At 61.7% G+C, this 17693-nt stretch carries 15 protein-coding genes; 6 read left to right on the top strand and 9 right to left on the bottom strand.

Annotation, left to right across the window (positions count from 1 at the left end):
- Positions 1-9 precede the first annotated feature (9 nt).
- The 5 genes from carA to grpE all read right to left on the bottom strand — a co-directional run bounded on the left by carA (position 10) and on the right by grpE (position 6058).
- Positions 10-1158, bottom strand: a complete 1149-nt coding sequence (gene carA, locus V6943_RS13265) for a glutamine-hydrolyzing carbamoyl-phosphate synthase small subunit (protein WP_340553922.1) — start codon at positions 1156-1158, stop codon at positions 10-12.
- 178 nt (positions 1159-1336) lie between these two features.
- Complete coding sequence (gene dapB, locus V6943_RS13260) at positions 1337-2143, bottom strand: 4-hydroxy-tetrahydrodipicolinate reductase (protein ID WP_181100277.1); 807 nt, start codon at positions 2141-2143, stop codon at positions 1337-1339.
- 84 nt (positions 2144-2227) lie between these two features.
- Complete coding sequence (dnaJ, locus tag V6943_RS13255) at positions 2228-3355, bottom strand: molecular chaperone DnaJ (RefSeq protein WP_340553920.1); 1128 nt, start codon at positions 3353-3355, stop codon at positions 2228-2230.
- Between the two features lie 120 nt (positions 3356-3475).
- A complete protein-coding gene (gene dnaK, locus V6943_RS13250) occupies positions 3476-5389 on the bottom strand; it encodes a molecular chaperone DnaK (RefSeq protein ID WP_131650796.1) in 1914 nt (637 codons plus the stop codon).
- Positions 5390-5488: 99 nt separating this feature from the next.
- Positions 5489-6058 carry a nucleotide exchange factor GrpE gene (gene grpE, locus V6943_RS13245; RefSeq protein ID WP_340553919.1) on the bottom strand — a complete coding sequence of 190 codons (570 nt, stop codon included), beginning with the start codon at positions 6056-6058 and terminating at the stop codon, positions 5489-5491.
- Between the two features lie 251 nt (positions 6059-6309).
- On the opposite strand from grpE, the gene recN reads away from it, so the two are divergent.
- Complete coding sequence (gene recN, locus V6943_RS13240) at positions 6310-7983, top strand: DNA repair protein RecN (protein ID WP_340553917.1); 1674 nt, start codon at positions 6310-6312, stop codon at positions 7981-7983.
- Positions 7984-8041: 58 nt separating this feature from the next.
- Here the strand turns inward: recN and fur are convergent, their stop codons facing one another.
- Positions 8042-8449: a ferric iron uptake transcriptional regulator gene (fur, locus tag V6943_RS13235; protein ID WP_131650799.1), complete on the bottom strand. Its 408-nt coding sequence runs from the start codon at positions 8447-8449 to the stop codon at positions 8042-8044.
- Positions 8450-8542: 93 nt separating this feature from the next.
- On the opposite strand from fur, the gene V6943_RS13230 reads away from it, so the two are divergent.
- Positions 8543-9043, top strand: coding sequence for an outer membrane protein assembly factor BamE (locus V6943_RS13230; protein WP_131650800.1), 501 nt, complete (start codon positions 8543-8545; stop codon positions 9041-9043).
- Between the two features lie 34 nt (positions 9044-9077).
- Here the strand turns inward: V6943_RS13230 and V6943_RS13225 are convergent, their stop codons facing one another.
- Both V6943_RS13225 and V6943_RS13220 read right to left on the bottom strand, forming a co-directional pair.
- Positions 9078-9398: an RnfH family protein gene (locus V6943_RS13225; protein ID WP_340553916.1), complete on the bottom strand. Its 321-nt coding sequence runs from the start codon at positions 9396-9398 to the stop codon at positions 9078-9080.
- Positions 9391-9825, bottom strand: a complete 435-nt coding sequence (locus tag V6943_RS13220; RefSeq protein ID WP_181100271.1) for a type II toxin-antitoxin system RatA family toxin — start codon at positions 9823-9825, stop codon at positions 9391-9393. The genes V6943_RS13225 and V6943_RS13220 overlap by 8 nt, the downstream gene beginning before the upstream one ends.
- A 237-nt stretch (positions 9826-10062) precedes the next feature.
- Here V6943_RS13220 and smpB point away from each other — a divergent pair, with 237 nt between their 5' ends.
- On the top strand, positions 10063-10545 hold the full coding sequence (gene smpB / locus V6943_RS13215) for an SsrA-binding protein SmpB (protein WP_131650803.1): 483 nt from the start codon (positions 10063-10065) through the stop codon (positions 10543-10545).
- Positions 10546-10597: 52 nt separating this feature from the next.
- Here smpB and V6943_RS13210 read toward each other — a convergent pair whose 3' ends face one another.
- Positions 10598-11380: a GntR family transcriptional regulator gene (locus V6943_RS13210; protein ID WP_131650804.1), complete on the bottom strand. Its 783-nt coding sequence runs from the start codon at positions 11378-11380 to the stop codon at positions 10598-10600.
- A gap of 271 nt (positions 11381-11651) precedes the next feature.
- On the opposite strand from V6943_RS13210, the gene V6943_RS13205 reads away from it, so the two are divergent.
- The 3 genes from V6943_RS13205 to V6943_RS13195 all read left to right on the top strand — a co-directional run bounded on the left by V6943_RS13205 (position 11652) and on the right by V6943_RS13195 (position 17566).
- The gene (locus V6943_RS13205) at positions 11652-13346 is read left to right on the top strand and encodes an L-lactate permease (RefSeq protein ID WP_340553914.1); all 1695 of its coding nucleotides are present in this window, start codon (positions 11652-11654) and stop codon (positions 13344-13346) included.
- Between the two features lie 164 nt (positions 13347-13510).
- Complete coding sequence (gene lldD / locus V6943_RS13200) at positions 13511-14680, top strand: FMN-dependent L-lactate dehydrogenase LldD (RefSeq protein ID WP_197445542.1); 1170 nt, start codon at positions 13511-13513, stop codon at positions 14678-14680.
- Positions 14681-14731: 51 nt separating this feature from the next.
- A complete protein-coding gene (locus V6943_RS13195) occupies positions 14732-17566 on the top strand; it encodes an FAD-binding and (Fe-S)-binding domain-containing protein (RefSeq protein ID WP_340553912.1) in 2835 nt (944 codons plus the stop codon).
- Positions 17567-17693 lie beyond the last annotated feature (127 nt).

Here is a 17693-nt window from a genome sequence, read left to right as displayed (position 1 = left end):
TCGGCAGGCTTAACGGCGCTTGGCCATGGCTTCGATGAATCGGTCGAATAGCGGCGCTACGTCATGCGGGCCCGGGCTGGCCTCGGGGTGGCCCTGGAAGCTGAAGGCCACCTTGTCGGTGCGCTCGATGCCTTGCAGGGTGCCATCGAATAGCGACTTGTGCGTGGCGCGCAGGTTGCTCGGCAGACTGGCTTCGTCTACGGCAAAACCGTGGTTCTGGCTGGTGATCATCACCACGCCTGTGTCCAGGTCCTGCACCGGATGGTTGGCACCGTGATGACCATTGGGCATCTTCACTGTGGTCGCGCCGGAAGCCAACGCTAGCAACTGATGGCCCAGGCAGATGCCGAGTACCGGTGTATCGGTTTCCAGGATCTCCTGGATGGCCTTGATGGCGTAATCGCATGGCGCCGGATCGCCCGGACCGTTAGCCAGCAGGATGCCATCGGGATTCAGCGCGAGCGCTTCGCTGGCAGGCGTCTGCGCTGGCAGGACGGTAAGACGGCATCCACGCGCAACCATCATGCGCAGGATGTTGTATTTCACGCCGTAATCGTAGACCACCACGTGGTACGGCAGCTCGCTGGCCGGAATTTCCGCGTGCTGGTCGTTTTCCAGGCACCACACGCTGGAGCGCCATTCGTAGCGTTCCTTTACGCTGACTTCCTTGGCCAGGTCCATGCCCTTGAGGCCCGGAAAGCTTCGCGCCAGCTCTAACGCCTTCTCTTCGGTCGCGCCTTCACCCGCCAGGATGCAGCCATCCTGAGCGCCCTTCTCGCGCAGGATACGGGTCAGGCGGCGCGTGTCGATCCCGGCGATGGCGACGGTGCCGTTCTCCTTGAGATAGTCGGACAGCGACTGCTGGTTGCGCCAGTTGCTGGCCAACAAAGGCAAGTCGCGAATGACCAGGCCGGCGGCCCAGACCTTCCAGGATTCGGCATCGCCAGGGTTGGTCCCGGTATTACCCACATGCGGGTAAGTCAAGGTCACGATCTGCTTGGCGTATGACGGGTCGGTGAGGATTTCCTGATAGCCGGTCATGGCGGTGTTGAACACCACCTCGCCGATGGTCTGACCATCGGCGCCGATGGATTCGCCGCGAAAAATGCTGCCATCGGCAAGGGCCAGAATGGCTGGCGTAGGGGCTGGCTTAGTCAAGAGACCTCCCAAAGATCAAGGCTGAAGCAGGCGCAGATTGTAAAAAAGCGGGATGACGTGTGAAGGTCATCCCGCTTTTTATTGGAGTCATTCTGCGCAACTTTTAGTGGACACACTAAAGCGGGAAGCTTACAGAAAACCCCTCTTGCGGTCCAGCCGCAATCCACCCGACGGCGAATCAGCGCAAGCCAAGCACGTCCTGCATGTCGTACAGCCCGGCCGGCTTTTCATCCAACCACAAAGCTGCGCGTACCGCGCCCTTGGCGAAGGTCATGCGACTGGAGGCCTTGTGAGTGATTTCGACCCGCTCGCCTTCGGCAGCGAACAGCACGGTATGGTCGCCCACCACATCACCGGCGCGCACCGTGGCGAAGCCGATGGTGTCCCGCTCGCGCGCGCCGGTCTGGCCTTCGCGCCCATAGACCGCAACCTTGCGTAGATCGCGCCCCAGCGCCTCGGCGACCACCTCACCCATGCGCAGCGCAGTGCCGGATGGCGCATCGACCTTGTGCCGGTGATGTGCCTCGATGATCTCGATGTCAGCCTCGTCGCCCAACACACGGGCCGCAGTATCGAGCAGCTTCAGACAGAGGTTGACCCCAACGCTGAAATTGGCGGCAAAGACAATGGGAATATCCTTCGCAGCGGCAGCCAGGCGTTCTTTTTCAGCGTCGGAAAAACCGGTCGTACCGATCACCATCGCCTTGCCGGCACGCCGGCACACGTCCAGATTCTTCAAGGTAACCGAGGGGTGGGTAAAGTCGATCAGCACGTCGAACTCATCTGCCACCTTGGCCACGTCGCCAATCAGCGGCACCCCCAGACGCCCGATCGCCGCCAGTTCGCCGGCATCGGCGCCGACCAGCGTGCTATCCGGCCGATCGATCGCCGCGGTAAGTCCGGCGGCGCCAGCGGTCTGCTGCACCGCTTCGATCAGGGTCTTGCCCATGCGCCCAGCGGCGCCCATCACTGCAATACGTCGCATAACAAAGCTCCAAGCTGGAAAGCCTGAAGCTGAAAGCTGCTCCGGCGCGCTTCAGGCTTCCGGCTTCAGGCTTCCAGCTTCCGCTCAGACATCGCCGAAAAAGCGCTTCACACCCTCGAACCAGCCGCTGGCCTTGGGCGAATGAGAGGTGTCGCCCTGCAGCGTGCCGCGGAATTCCTCGAGCAATTCGCGCTGGCGCTTGCTCAGGTTAACCGGTGTTTCCACCGCAACCCGGCACAGCAGGTCGCCCGCCGCACCACCGCGCACCGGCGCCACACCCTTGCCACGCAAGCGGAACTGCTTGCCGGTCTGGGTGCCCTCGGGGATCTTCAACTTGACGCGACCATCCAAGGTTGGCACTTCCAGTTCACCGCCCAGCGCCGCGTCAGCAAAACTGATCGGCACTTCGCAATACAGATGCTTGCCGTCGCGCTGGAAAATCGCGTGCTCTCGCACGTTGACCACCACGTACAGATCACCCGCCGGACCACCTTGAGTCCCGGCCTCGCCCTCGCCGGTCAGGCGAATGCGGTCACCCGTATCGACACCCGCCGGCACCTTCACCGAAAGCGTCTTCTGCTCTTCAACACGCCCCTGGCCATGACAGCTGCCACAAGGGTCGGAGATCATCTTGCCGCTGCCATGACAGCGCGGGCAGGTTTGCTGAACAGAGAAGAAGCCCTGCTGCATGCGGACCTGACCGATGCCACCGCAGGTGGTGCAAGTAACCGGACTGGTGCCCTTCTTGGCACCGGAGCCATCGCAGGTCTTGCACTCGGCAAGCGTCGGCACGCGAATAGTCACGGTGGTGCCGCGCACGGCCTCTTCCAAATCCAGCTCGAGGGTGTAACGCAAATCGCTGCCGCGCTGCGCACCACCACGGGAGCTGCCGCGGGCACCGGTAAAGAAATCGCTGAACACGTCGCCGAAAATGTCGGAGAAATTGGCGCCGCCATAGGCTGCACCCGCGCCGGCCCCCATCTGCGGATCGACACCGGCGTGGCCGTACTGATCGTAGGCCTGGCGCTTGCTGGCGTCCGAAAGCACTTCATAAGCCTCGTTGGCTTCCTTGAAGCTCTCCTCGGCCGCCTTGTCCCCTGGGTTGCGATCGGGGTGGTGCTTCATGGCGAGACGACGGTAAGCCTTTTTCAGCTCCGCCTCGCTGGCGCCACGCTCGACGCCCAGCACTTCGTAATAATCACGTTTGGCCATAAATTTCCTGAACCTTCAAATTCGTACCCTCCAGACACGCCGACGCGGGAGCAAGCCCCCGCGCAGCGATCTGGCCCGCCCGAACGCAGTCGGGACGGGCTGGAGCGGAGTAAGCCAGGCTTACTTGTTGTCCTTGACCTCTTCGAACTCGGCATCGACCACATCGTCACCAGGCTGCGCATTGTCACCGGCCGGCTGGCCTTCGCCACCCTGAGGCTGTTCGGCATACATTTTCTGCGCCAGGGGCGTAGAGGCCTGGGAAACTGCCGCGATTTTCGCCTCGATCTCGGCCTTGTCGTCACCCTTGATAGCAACTTCCAACTCGGCAAGGGCCTTCTCAATGCTGGCCTTGTCTTCCTCAGTGGCCTTGTCGCCAGCCTCGGTGATCATCTTGCGAGTCGCATGGACCAACTGGTCACCCTGATTGCGCGCACCGGCCAGCTCTTCAAACTTACGGTCTTCCTCGGCGTTGGCCTCGGCGTCACGGACCATCTGCTCGATCTCTTCCTCGGACAGACCGGAGTTGGCCTTGATCACGATGGACTGATGCTTGCCGGTGGCTTTGTCCTTGGCAGAAACGTGCAGGATGCCGTTGGCGTCGATGTCGAAGGTGACTTCGATCTGCGGCATGCCGCGCGGTGCCGGCGGGATCTCGGCCAGGTCGAAACGACCCAGTGACTTGTTGCCGCTGGCCTGCTTGCGCTCGCCCTGCAGCACGTGGATGGTCACGGCACTCTGGTTGTCATCGGCAGTGGAGAACACCTGCGACTTCTTGGTCGGGATAGTGGTGTTCTTCTCGATCAGCGCGGTCATCACGCCACCCATGGTTTCGATACCCAGGGTCAGCGGGGACACGTCCAGCAGCAGCACGTCCTTGACGTCACCGGCCAGTACCGCGCCCTGAATGGCAGCGCCCATGGCAACGGCCTCGTCCGGGTTGACGTCCTTGCGCGCGTCCTTACCGAAGAACTCTGCAACCTTCTGCTGCACCAACGGCATGCGGGTCTGACCGCCGACCAGGATCACATCGTCGATCTTCGATACGTCGATACCGGCATCCTTCAGCGCGATGCGGCAAGGTTCGATGGTGCGCTGCACCAGATCCTCGACCAGCGCTTCGAGCTTGGCGCGGGAAATCTTCACGTTCAGGTGCTTCGGACCACTCGCGTCAGCAGTGATGTACGGCAGGTTGACGTCGGTCTGCTGGCTGGAGGACAGCTCGATCTTGGCCTTCTCAGCAGCTTCCTTCAGGCGCTGCATGGCCAGCGGGTCGCCCTTGAGGTTCATGCCGCTTTCTTTCTTGAACTCGTCGACGAGGTAGTCGATCAGACGGATGTCGAAGTCCTCACCACCGAGGAAGGTGTCGCCGTTAGTGGCCAACACTTCGAACTGGTGCTCGCCATCGACTTCAGCGATCTCGATCACCGATACGTCGAAGGTACCGCCACCCAGGTCATAGACGATCACGGTGTGGTCGCCCTTGGCCTTGTCCATGCCGTAAGCCAGTGCTGCCGCAGTCGGCTCGTTGATGATGCGCTTGACGTCCAGACCAGCGATGCGACCGGCATCCTTGGTGGCCTGGCGCTGGCTGTCGTTGAAGTAGGCCGGCACGGTAATCACCGCTTCAGTGACCGGCTCGCCGAGATAGTCTTCGGCGGTCTTCTTCATCTTCTTGAGGATTTCCGCGGAAATCTGCGGCGGCGCCATTTTCTGGCCGTTCACTTCCACCCAGGCGTCGCTGTTGTCAGCCTTGACGATCTTGTACGGGACCATCTGAATATCTTTCTGCACGACTTCTTCATCGAAGCGGCGGCCGATCAGACGCTTCACTGCGTACAGGGTGTTGTGCGGGTTGGTCACGGCCTGACGCTTGGCAGACTGGCCGACCAGGATCTCGCCGTCGTTTGCATACGCGATGATCGACGGCGTGGTACGACCGCCTTCAGCGTTCTCGATGACCTTGGCCTTGCCGTTTTCCAGAATAGAGACGCAGGAGTTGGTGGTCCCCAGGTCGATACCGATGATTTTGCCCATTTATCTATCTCCGAAATCTTGGATGAAATCCGCGCCTGCTTACCGGCTGCGGGTAACACAAAAACGCTTGGCTACCAGATGGGGGTCCGCAGCCGAAATTCAAGCCTTCTCGTCGATCGACGGCGGGGTCTGCGCCGGCGCCTTGCTGACGACGACCATTGCCGGACGCAGCAGGCGGCCATTGAGCAGATAGCCCTTCTGGAAGACTTTGAGCACGCTGCCAGGCTCAGCGTGGGTGCTTTCTTCCATCGCCATGGCTTGATGATGCTCGGGATTGAAGGGTTCGCCCTGCGGATCGAGCTGCGTTAGCTGATGGCGTGCCAGTGTGTCGAGCAGCAGTTTGAGCGTTAGCTCGAGACCTTCACGCACGGCCTTGACGGCTTCGTCATCCGGAGTCGACAGCTCGAGGCCGCGCTCCAGACTGTCAGCCACCGCCAGCAGATCACCCGAAAACTTTTCCAGTGCGAACTTGTGCGCTTTCTCCACGTCCTGCTCGGCGCGGCGGCGAATGTTCTGCAACTCGGCGGCAACCCGCAGAGACTGGTCCTGCGCCGCCGCCAGCTGCTCCTCGAGCGAATGCACGCGCGCAGCCAGATCCTCGGTCACCTCGGCTTGCAATTCCTCGCTCTCTTCAGGGTTCTGGTTGTCCAGGTTCTGCTCGTCGGCCATGCGATCCTCCTCATCAAAACGTCAGCGGGCTGTCGAACCCGCGCTTGTGCCGCTATATGGGGGCACGGAATTCTGGTTCAAGGGGCGGCCAGCAAGCTAAACGCATGAGCAGCTCGAGCTGCATCGAGATGCTTACCTTGTATTCCCTCTCGAGCTTGCAGCTTACGGCTCGTCACTGCTTTTTCTTCCTACTTGAAGCCGCCTCAAAAACTACTGTATAAATAGCCAGCCACGCTTTCGGGAGCCCTGCCATGCTGGTTCATCTGTCCGTCCATAATTTCGCCATCGTCGAACACCTCGATCTCGAACTGCAGCGCGGCATGAGCGTGATCAGCGGGGAAACCGGCGCCGGCAAGTCAATCATGCTCGATGCCCTCGGGCTTACCTTGGGAGATCGCACCGACAGCAGTGCGGTGCGCATCGGCGCGGACAAGGCTGACATCCTTGCTAGTTTCGATCTGGACGACATACCCGATGCGCGCGCCTGGCTCGCCGAGCGCGACCTGGACAATGACAGCCCATGCATCCTGCGCCGCGTCATCACCGCCGAAGGCCGCTCGCGAGGCTACATCAACGGCACCCCCTGCCCGCAGGGCGACCTCAAGGCACTCGGCGAGCTGCTGATCGATATCCACAGCCAGCACGAACACCAGTCGCTGCTGAAAACCGATACCCACCGGCGCCTGCTCGACGAATACAGCGGCAGCCAGGAACTCGCGCGCCAGGTACAGCTGGCCGCACAGCGCTGGCGCCAGACCCGCCAGACACTCGAACGCCTGAGCAATAGCAGCGACGAGCAGCGCGCACGCCATCAGCTCCTCAGCTATCAGTTGGAAGAGCTGGAAAATCTCGCTCTCGGAGAAGGTGAGCTGGAACAACTGGAGCAGGAGCACAAGAACCTGGCCAATGCCGAACAGCTGCTCGGCGCCTGCCGCCAGGTCATGGACATGTGCAGCGAAAGCGATGCCGGTAATGTGCTGTCGGCACTGACCGGCAGCCTGCAACGCCTGTCCGCTTTCCAGAACCAGCCCGGGGCACTGGCTGAAGCGGTGAACCTGTTGGCCAGCGCGCAGATCCAGGTCGAGGAAGCCATGGGCGAACTGAATCGTTTCGTCGATCATTTCGATGCCGACCCCGAGCGCCAGCAGACATTGGAAGAAAGGCTGGACAACATCTATACCCTGGCACGCAAGCACCGCGTACAACCAAGCGAACTGCCCCCCTTGCAGCAGCGCCTGCTGGAAGAACTCGAAAGCCTGAACGCTGATGACGAAGCGCTGGAGCGCCTGAGCGAGGAGCTGGCCGCCTACAGCCGGCATTATCAGGACAAGGCATCCGAGCTGAGCAACGCTCGCCAGCAAGCAGCCGAGACGCTCGCATCTTCGGTGGAGACGGAAATCCAGCGCCTAGGTATGCCGGGTGGCAAGTTCAGCGTCGTGCTCAAGCCCTGCACTGAAGGCGAGCACCTTCCATACGGGCTGGAACAGGTGGAATTTCTCGTCAGTGCCAACCCTGGCCAGCCACTGCGTCCACTGGCGAAGGTCGCTTCCGGCGGCGAGCTGTCGCGAATCAGCCTCGCGATCCAGGTGATCACCGCGCAGACTTCACGCGTACCGACACTGGTGTTCGACGAAGTCGATGTTGGCATTGGCGGCCCTACCGCTGAAGTGGTGGGTCAGCTGCTGCGCCGCCTCGGCGAACAAGGGCAGGTACTGACCGTTACCCACCTACCCCAAGTTGCTGCCCAGGGGCATCACCACCTGTTCGTGCACAAGGCTCGCGGCCAGAATGAGACCCATACGGCGGTCGCCGTGCTACAAGAAAGCGAGCGCGTCGAGGAGATCGCACGCATGCTCGGCGGGGTCGACCTGACCGAACAAGCGCTGGCCCATGCCCGCCAGATGATCAGCTCAGTCCAGGCGTAAACGGCCACAACGAAAAAAGGCGACCGGAAGGTCGCCTTTTTTACGCAGCACTAAATAATCACTCGGCCTTCTTGCGCACGTAGAGCACCAGATTGTGATCAACGAGCTCGTAGCCGTGGCGCTGGACGATCTCTTTTTGCAACTTCTCGATGTCATGATCGAAGAATTCGATGACATCACCGCTATCGACACAAACCATATGGTCATGGTGGCCACCGTCGGCTAGCTCGAATACCGCATGGCCGCCATCGAAGTTGTGGCGAACCACCAACCCCGCCGCCTCGAATTGCGTGAGCACGCGATAAACCGTGGCCAAGCCGACATCCTCGCCCGCCTCCATCAGCGCTTTGTAGACATCTTCGGCACTCATATGGCGCCGATCGGTGGTATCCAGCATCTGCAGAATCTTGACCCGTGGCAGGGTCACTTTGAGGCCGGCTTTGCGTAGTTCGCTATTTTCAACCATGGTTGGCTTTCTCGTTGCTGCTGTTTCGCAGCCTCCTTCAATACGGGTATGATCCAGGCTTTGCCCAGCCAAGATAGTGGAAGTCACCCACCGATGCAAAACGCCAAGCTCATGCTGTCCAGCCTCACGCTCGTGGGCCTGTTCGCACTCGCCGGTTGCTCATTCCCCGGGGTTTACAAGGTCGACATTCAACAGGGCAATGTCGTTACGCAGGACATGATAGACCAGTTGCGCCCCGGAATGACCCGGTCACAAGTGCGGTTTATCATGGGTAGCCCGCTTATCACCGATACCTTCAACGCCAGCCGCTGGGATTATCTGTACAGCATCCAGCCCGGCGGCGGTCAGCGCCAGCAGGAGCGAGTCAGCCTGGTATTCAACGGCAACGATCAACTCGCTGGCCTGGCCGGTGACTTCATGCCGGGCGTCAGCCGTGACGAGGCAATCCTAGGCGGCCAGCCGACGACCGTCGAGCCCGCGGCGACTGGGGAAGAAAGCCCCGCGCCAGGCTCGCTGCTGGAGCAAATCCAGCGCGATGTCGACGCAGCCGAGCCGGTACCGGTGCCGATCCCGGAACCTCTGGAAACCAACTAAGCTGTGAGGCAGAGCCCGGATCCGCCCGGGCTCGTCAACTCCCTGTCGCCTCGGCCTTGTTCTTTGCCGCCTTCGCGGCACGCTGCTTGCGTACTTCTTTCGGATCGGCAATCAAAGGCCGGTAAATTTCTACCCGCTCGCCCTCTTCCAGCACTCGCTCATCCGGCTTGAGCACCGCCTTGCCGAATATCCCCAGTGGCGCCGCATTCAGATCCAGCTCGGGAAAATGCGCATCCATTCCCGATTGCAGCGCCGCGGCACGCACGCTCGTACCCTGCGGCACCGTCAGGCGAAGCAGCTTCTGCTTGTCTGCCCGGGCGTAGACGACCTCGATGGCGATGGCCTGCTTATCCATAGAGCTGTTTCGCGCGGTCACAGAAGGCATCGACCAAGGTATTGGCCGCCTGATTGAACAGCGGCCCGAGAGTGGCCTTGACCAGTGGCCCGGCGTAGTCGAACGTCAGGTCCAGGCTGATCTTGCAAGCCTTCTCTCCTAGCGCTTTGAATTCCCAGATACCATGCAGGTGGCTGAACGGCCCCTCCTCCAGCTTCATTTCGATGCGCTTGCCCGGCTGCAGCTCGTTGCGTGTCAAAAAGCGCTGACTCAGCCCCGCTTTCGCCACGGTCATGCTGGCCTGCATCTGCGTCTCGCTAGCAGACAGCACCTCGGTGGCGGAACACCAGGGCAGGAACTTGGGGTAGCTGGCCACGTCGTTGACCATGTCGAACAATGCGTGAGCCGGATATGGCAGCAATGCCGAGCGTTGGATATGTGTCGTCATGCAGACCTTCTACTTCATTAGTCGACAGCCAAAGACCGCCACAGCCAAACGAACGCCAACGGCATCGATGGCAAGAATGAGGGCACCCGTACAATCCTCCGGCACGCAGCACGACCGGCACGAGCGGACGAAAAGATGGCACATTGTCGGGGATAAGCCCGTCCCTCTCAAGTTTCATGCCGTCGCAGCGCACAGCTTATCGCCAGCCGCAGCGACTCTCCCTATAATGCGCAACCTATGGCCAAACAGAAAAAGCAGTCCCCCGGGACCATCGCGCTAAACAAGAAAGCGCTACACGATTACTTCATCGAGCAGAAATTCGAGGCGGGCCTCGTTCTGGCCGGCTGGGAAGTGAAAAGTCTGCGCGCCGGCAAGGCGCAACTGGTAGACAGCTACGTGCTGCTCAAGGACGGTGAAGCATGGCTGATGGGCTGCCACATCACTCCGCTGACCACCGCCAGCACTCATGTCATCGCCGACCCGACGCGTACCCGTAAACTGCTGCTCAACAAGCGCGAGCTGGGCAAGCTGTTCGGTGCCGTGCAGCAGAAAGGCTATGCCTGCGTTGCGTTGTCGCTGTATTGGAAAAAGCACCTGATCAAGTGCGATATCGCGCTGGCCAAGGGCAAAAAGGAATTCGACAAGCGCCACACTGAGAAAGAGCGCGATTCGGCCCGCGAGATCCAGCGCGCCATGCGCACCAAGGGCAAGGACGATTAGGCCCGCGCCCGAGGCTTGAAGCCATCCCGGGCGGTTTTCGGCGCCAGATTCGCTACGAACCCTTTACCTTGTCGCCATGCCGGCGCTGCGCGCGCGCCAGGCGGCGGGCCTCCTGCTGACCTTCGGCGAGCACTTCCTGCACGTAATTGATATGGCGGTGGATCACGTCCCGCGCCTCGTCCGCCCGACGCCCGATGATCGCGTCGTACAGCTCCTGATGCTGCTTCATAAGCATGTTGCGCGTCTCATCGCGCAGCGCATACATGCCACCAATGTTGGTCACCACATTGCGTTTGAGCATATCGAACAGGCCCCGAATGGTGTGCAGCAAGACCGTATTGTGACTAGCCTCGGCGATAGCCAGATGGAAGCGTGCATCGGCGGCTCCTTCTTCCGCCCGGCTTACGGCACCCTCGCGCGAATAGCAATCCTGTAGCGCGGCGAAGGCTTCGCCCAGGCGCTGCTGATCAACCTCGGTAGCGCGCAATGCGGCGTAATAGGCGCAACTGCCCTCCAGCGTGTGCCGGAACTCCAGCAAATCACGCTGAGCATCGGCGTTGTTCTCCAGCAGATGTAACAGCGGATCGCTGAAGGTCGTCCCCAGAGACTGCGCAACGAAGTTTCCGCCACCGTGCCGGCTGACCAGCAAACCCTTAGCCACCAGTTTGTGGATCGCCTCGCGCAGCGACGGTCGCGATACACCGAACTGTTCCGCCAAGGTTCGTTCCGCCGGCAACCGCTCACCCGGCTTGAGCGTGCCTTCGAGAATCATCGCTTCCAATTGCGTCACGATGTCATCCGCCAACCGGCGGTGACGCACCATTCCCACTTCCATATTCCACTCCTCGAGTGGTCTTACCAATAAGTACGAGCCTAGCGATCGCGCTGAATACTCGCAAGAGTAGATCCTGCGACCAAAGTCTATAGCGAGTTAATTGACGGCAAAACAGAGATGCTCTTACGCTGGCTGCACTTCCATGCTAAGTGGTATTACCAATTTACAGGAAGCCAATAATAACGAGGACTCATCATGAGATCTTTATCCGGCGCCTATTCCACGGTCCGCTCAGGGTCCTGTCTGAACCCAACCACAGGGGGAGCCTGACATGTCTACCGGACTGCTTGCACTTTTCGCCTTCACGCCCATTCTGCTCGCCGCCATCATGCTGATTGGCCTGCGCTGGCCCGCCAGCCGCGCCATGCCGTTGGTCTATCTGTTCACTGCTGCCATCGGCTTGTTCGTTTGGGATATGAGTTTCAACCGGATCATCGCCTCGACGCTGCAAGGCCTGGTAATCACCCTCGGCCTGCTGTGGATCATCTTCGGCGCCATCCTGCTGCTGAACACCCTGAAGCACTCCGGTGGCATCACCGCCATTCGCGCCGGTTTCACCACCGTCAGCCCTGACCGCCGCGTCCAGGCCATCATCATCGCCTGGCTGTTCGGATGCTTCATCGAAGGCGCTTCCGGCTTCGGCACACCGGCAGCGATTGCCGCCCCCCTGCTGGTTGCCATCGGTTTCCCGGCCATGGCTGCCGTACTGATGGGGATGTTGGTTCAAAGCACGCCGGTATCGTTCGGCGCAGTCGGCACCCCTATCGTGGTAGGCATCAACAGTGGCCTGGACACCGCCACCATCGGTGCTCAACTGGCCGCCCAGGGCTCCAGCTGGAACCTTTTCCTGCAGCAGATCACCAGCAGCGTTGCGATCACTCACGCCATTGTGGGCACCGTGATGCCACTGGTCATGGCAATGATGCTGACGCGCTTCTTCGGCAAGGAGAAAAGCTGGAAAGCCGGCTTCGAAGTGTTGCCCTTCGCGATTTTCGCAGGCCTGGCGTTCACCCTGCCCTATGTCGCGACCGGGATCTTCCTAGGTCCAGAATTCCCGTCGCTGCTGGGCGGTCTCATCGGTCTGGCCGTCGTTACAACCGCGGCTCGCTTCAACTTCCTGACACCGAAGAACGCCTGGGACTTCGCCGATGCCAAGGAATGGCCGGCCGAATGGCTGGGCACTGTCGAGATGAAGCTAGAAGACATCGCGGCGCGCCCGATGAGTGCCTTCCGCGCCTGGCTGCCCTATGTGCTGGTGGGCCTGATCCTGGTGATCAGCCGGGTCTTCCCCGAAGTCAGCAGTGCGTTGAAGTCGGTATCCATCGCCTTCGGTAACATTCTTGGCGAGACAGGAATCGGCGCCAGTATCGAGCCGCTGTTCCTGCCCGGCGGTATTCTCGTCGCGGTGGTGCTGATCACCTTCTTCCTGCACGGCATGCGCGCATCGGAGCTCAAGGCCGCCGTGAAGGAATCAAGTGGCGTGCTGCTCAGTGCCGGCTTCGTGCTGCTGTTCACCGTGCCGATGGTGCGCATCTTGATCAACTCCGGCGTCAACGGCGCGGACCTGGCCAGCATGCCGATCATCATGGCGCGTTACGTCGCCGATAGCGTGGGTGGGATTTATCCGCTACTGGCGCCTTCCGTAGGTGCACTGGGCGCCTTCATTGCCGGCTCCAACACAGTCAGCAACATGATGTTCAGCCAGTTCCAGTTCGGCGTTGCGCAGTCGTTAGGCATTTCGGGCGCGATGATCGTCGCGACGCAAGCGGTCGGTGCGGCTGCGGGCAACATGGTGGCGATCCACAACGTCGTCGCCGCCTCGGCTACCGTAGGCCTGCTCGGTCGTGAGGGCGTCACGCTGCGCAAGACCGTTTGGCCTACTCTGTACTATGTGCTGTTCACCGGTGTGATCGGCATGCTGGCGATCTACCTGCTGGGCGTGACGGACCCACTGGTTGGCGTCTGATGTAATGCACGACCGTTGCCCCGGTACGCCCGGGGCAACGACGTTTGGAATGCTGTCCTGTTCACCCTCAGCCTCGCCTGACCAGGACAACCAGATCGGAACACAGCCTTCGTCACAGACGGGCACCACGAGACTTACCTCGTTTCATTCGGTGAGAACACACGATGATCATTTCTGCCTCTACGGATTACCGCGCTGCTGCAAAACGCAAACTGCCGCCTTTCCTATTCCACTACGTCGATGGCGGCGCCTATGCGGAGTACACGCTGCGTCGCAACGTCGAAGACCTGGCCAGCCTCGCTCTGCGCCAGCGCGTACTGCGCAACATGTCCGAACTCAGCCTGGAAACCCAGCTGTTCGGCGAAACCCTGTCCATGCCCGTCGCCCTGGCACCGGTCGGCCTGACCGGCATGCTCGCCCGACGTGGCGAAGTCCAGGCCGCCCGCGCCGCGGACAAGAAGGGCATTCCGTTCACGTTGTCCACCGTATCGGTCTGCCCGATCGAGGAAGTCGCGCCGGCAATCAAGCGGCCCATGTGGTTTCAGCTCTACGTGCTGAAGGACCGCGGCTTCATGAAGAACGCCCTGGAGCGCGCCAAGGCCGCCGGCGTCACCACTCTGGTATTCACCGTCGACATGCCGACCCCCGGCGCTCGCTACCGCGACGCGCATTCCGGCATGAGCGGCCCGAACGCCAACATGCGCCGCATGCTGCAGTCCATGACCCATCCCTTCTGGGCCTGGGACGTGGGCCTGCATGGCAAACCGCACGACCTGGGCAACATCTCCACCTATCGTGGGCATCCGACCGGGCTGGAAGACTACATTGGCTGGCTGGCGGCCAACTTCGACCCGTCGATTTCCTGGAAGGATCTGGAGTGGATTCGTGAGTTCTGGGACGGCCCAATGGTGATCAAAGGCATCCTCGATGCCGAGGACGCTCGCGATGCCGTGACCTTCGGTGCCGACGGCATCATCGTCTCCAACCATGGCGGTCGCCAGCTCGACGGTGTGCTCTCCAGCGCCCGCGCCATGCCGGCCATCGCCGATGCGGTCAAAGGCGACCTGAAGATCCTCGCCGACTCCGGTATCCGCAGCGGCCTGGACGTGGTTCGCATGATCGCTCTGGGCGCTGACACCATCATGCTTGGCCGCGCCTTCGCCTATGCGCTGGCGGCTGACGGCGAAGCCGGCGTGACCAACCTGCTCAACCTGATCGACAAGGAGATGCGCGTGGCGATGGTGCTGACCGGCGCCAAGTCCATCAGCGAAATCACCACCGATTCGCTGGTTCGCGAGCTGGGTCAGTACCAGAGCACTAAACACGTCGAATGAGCCCACGAGGCCGCGCGCCCGACGCGGCCCGTTTGATTTCCCGGAGTCCGCATGAACGCGCCTGCCACCCTGCCGAGCGACTTTCTCGCAGCAGTCGAACAGTTGATCCCGGCGGAGCGGCGCTTCGACGACCCGCTTTCCACACTGGCGTTCGGCACCGACGCCAGCTTCTACCGGCTGATTCCGAAGCTGGTGGTGCGCGTCGAATCCGAAGCCGAAGTGGTGGGACTGCTCAAGCTGGCCCACGCCGAAAACGTGCCGGTGACCTTCCGAGCCGCCGGCACCAGCCTTTCCGGCCAGGCGATATCTGACTCGGTACTGATCGTGCTCGGCGACAACTGGAACGGCCGCGAGATTCGCAACGGCGGTTCACAAATCCGTCTGCAGCCCGGCGTGATCGGCGCCAACGCCAACGCCGTGCTGGCGCCGCTGGGCCGCAAGATCGGCCCAGACCCGGCCTCGATCAACGCCGCGAAGATCGGCGGCATCGTCGCCAACAACTCCAGCGGCATGTGCTGCGGCACCGCGCAGAATAGCTACAAGACCCTCGCTGGCCTGCGCCTGGTGCTGGCCGACGGCAGCGTGGTTGACAGCGAAGATGCCGTCAGTGTCCGCGCCTTCCGCCAGAGCCACGGCGCGCTGCTCGATGAGCTGGCCGAACTGGGTCGCCAGACCCGCGCCAACAGCGAACTGGCGGCCAAGATCCGCCACAAGTACCGGCTGAAGAACACCACCGGTTTCTCGCTCAACGCGCTGGTCGATTACGACGAGCCGCTGGACATCCTCAACCACCTGATGGTCGGTTCGGAGGGTACGCTGGGCTTCATCAGTGCAGTGACCTACGACACCGTGCCCGACCACCCGCACAAGGCCAGCGCGCTGGTCGTCTTCCCCGATGTGGAAACCTGCTGCCTGGCCGTGCCGGTGCTCAAGCAGCAACCGGTGTCGGCGGTGGAACTGCTCGACCGTCGCAGCATGCGCTCGGTAGAAAACATGAAAGGCCTGCCGGAGTGGGTCAAGGACCTTTCCGCCAACGCCTGCGCGCTGCTGATCGAATCCCGCGCCGCCAGCCAGTCGCTGCTGCACGAACAGATCAACCTGATCATGACTTCCATCGCCCATTTTCCGGTGGAGAAGCAGGTCGACTTCAGCGAAGACCCGGTGGTCTACAACCAGCTCTGGCGCATCCGCAAGGACACCTTTCCCGCCGTCGGCGCCGTGCGCCAGACCGGCACCACGGTGATCATCGAGGACGTCACCTTCCCCATCGAACGCATGGCCGAAGGCGTCAACCGCTTGATCCAGCTGTTCGAGAAGCACGCATACACCGAGGCCATCCTGTTCGGCCATGCCCTGGAAGGCAACCTGCACTTCGTCTTCACCCAGGGCTTCGACGATCCGGCCCAGGTCGCCCGCTACGAAGCCTTCATGCACGACGTCACCCAGCTGGTGGCGGTGGAGTTCGGCGGCGCGCTCAAGGCCGAGCACGGCACCGGGCGCAACATGGCGCCCTTCGTCGAGCTGGAATGGGGCAGCGAAGCCTACGCGCTGATGTGGAAGATCAAGCGCCTGCTCGATCCCACCGGCGTCCTCAACCCGGACGTGGTGCTCTCCGAAGACCCGCAGATCCACCTGAAAAACCTCAAGCCGATGCCCGCCGCCGATGAGATCGTCGACAAGTGCATCGAATGCGGCTTCTGCGAGCCGGTCTGCCCGTCCAACGGTCTGACTCTGACACCGCGCCAGCGCATCGTCATCTGGCGCGACATCCAGGCGAAGAAGCGCGCCGGCGTCGATACCACCGAAATCGAACGCCTCTACCACTATCACGGCGTGGAAACTTGCGCCGCCACTGGCCTCTGTGCCCAGCGCTGCCCAGTGGGCATCAACACCGGCGATCTGGTGCGCAAGCTGCGTGGCAAGGAAGCCAACAAGACCGGCACCGCCAACTGGCTGGCCGATCATTTCAGCACCGCCGTACAGGGCACGCGCTTCATGCTGCATGCTGCCAACGGCGCGCATCTGATCATGGGCACCAAGGCACTGAGTAAAACCTCTGCGACATTCTCCAGGCTCAGCAAAGGTCGCGTGCCGCAGTGGACGCCGGCCATGCCGCAACCTTTGCAGCGCCTGCACCTGCCCAAGCCTGCCCCGCAGGACGAGCGCCCGCGCGTGATCTACCTGGCCGCCTGCGTCTCCCGCGCCATGGGCCCGGCAGCACGCGATCAGGAACAGGAGCCCCTGCTCGACACGACTCGCACGCTGCTAGAGAAAGCCGGCTACCAAGTGATCTTCCCGGACAACCTGAACGATCTATGTTGCGGCCAGCCGTTCGCCTCCAAAGGCTATGCCGAGCAGGGCGAACGCAAGCGCCAACAGATGCTCGATGCGCTGCTTGAGGCCAGCCGCGGCGGGCTCGACCCGATCTACTGCGACACCAGTCCCTGCACCCTGCGCATGGTCCAAGGCCTGACCGATCAGCGCCTCGACCTCTACGATCCGGTGCGCTTCATCCGCACGAACCTGCTCGACCGATTGGACTTCGTCCCGCAGGAAGCGCCGATCGCCGTCCATGTCACCTGCAGCACACAACACCTGGGCGAGGCGCAGGCATTGATTGACATCGCCCGACGCTGCGCAAAGGAGGTGGTGATCCCCGAAGGCATCCACTGCTGCGGTTTTGCTGGCGACAAAGGCTTCACCACGCCGGAACTCAACGCCCACGCGCTGCGCAGCCTCAAGAACGCCGTGCAGGTGTGCAGCGAAGGCATCTCCACCAGCCGGACTTGCGAAATCGGCCTCTCCCGCCATGGCGAGATCGACTATCACGGACTGGTCTATCTGGTCGATCGCGTCAGCCGCAGCAAGGTCAGCCAGCCCGCCTGAACACCCGATGGACAAGGATGCCATCATAAAAATGAAACGCTTGAGCGCAGCCGCAGTCCGAAATTTAGAGCCCGGCAGTCTGAGGGCTCCAATCGCCTCGGCGCCGCCACGACAGACTGATTCAGGC

Origin of the sequence: Pseudomonas sp. CBC3 (genome assembly GCF_037967085.1) — a bacterium.
Lineage (GTDB): Bacteria > Pseudomonadota > Gammaproteobacteria > Pseudomonadales > Pseudomonadaceae > Stutzerimonas.
Note: the sequence above shows the minus strand (reverse complement) of the source record. Positions and strands in the feature narration are given on the sequence as shown.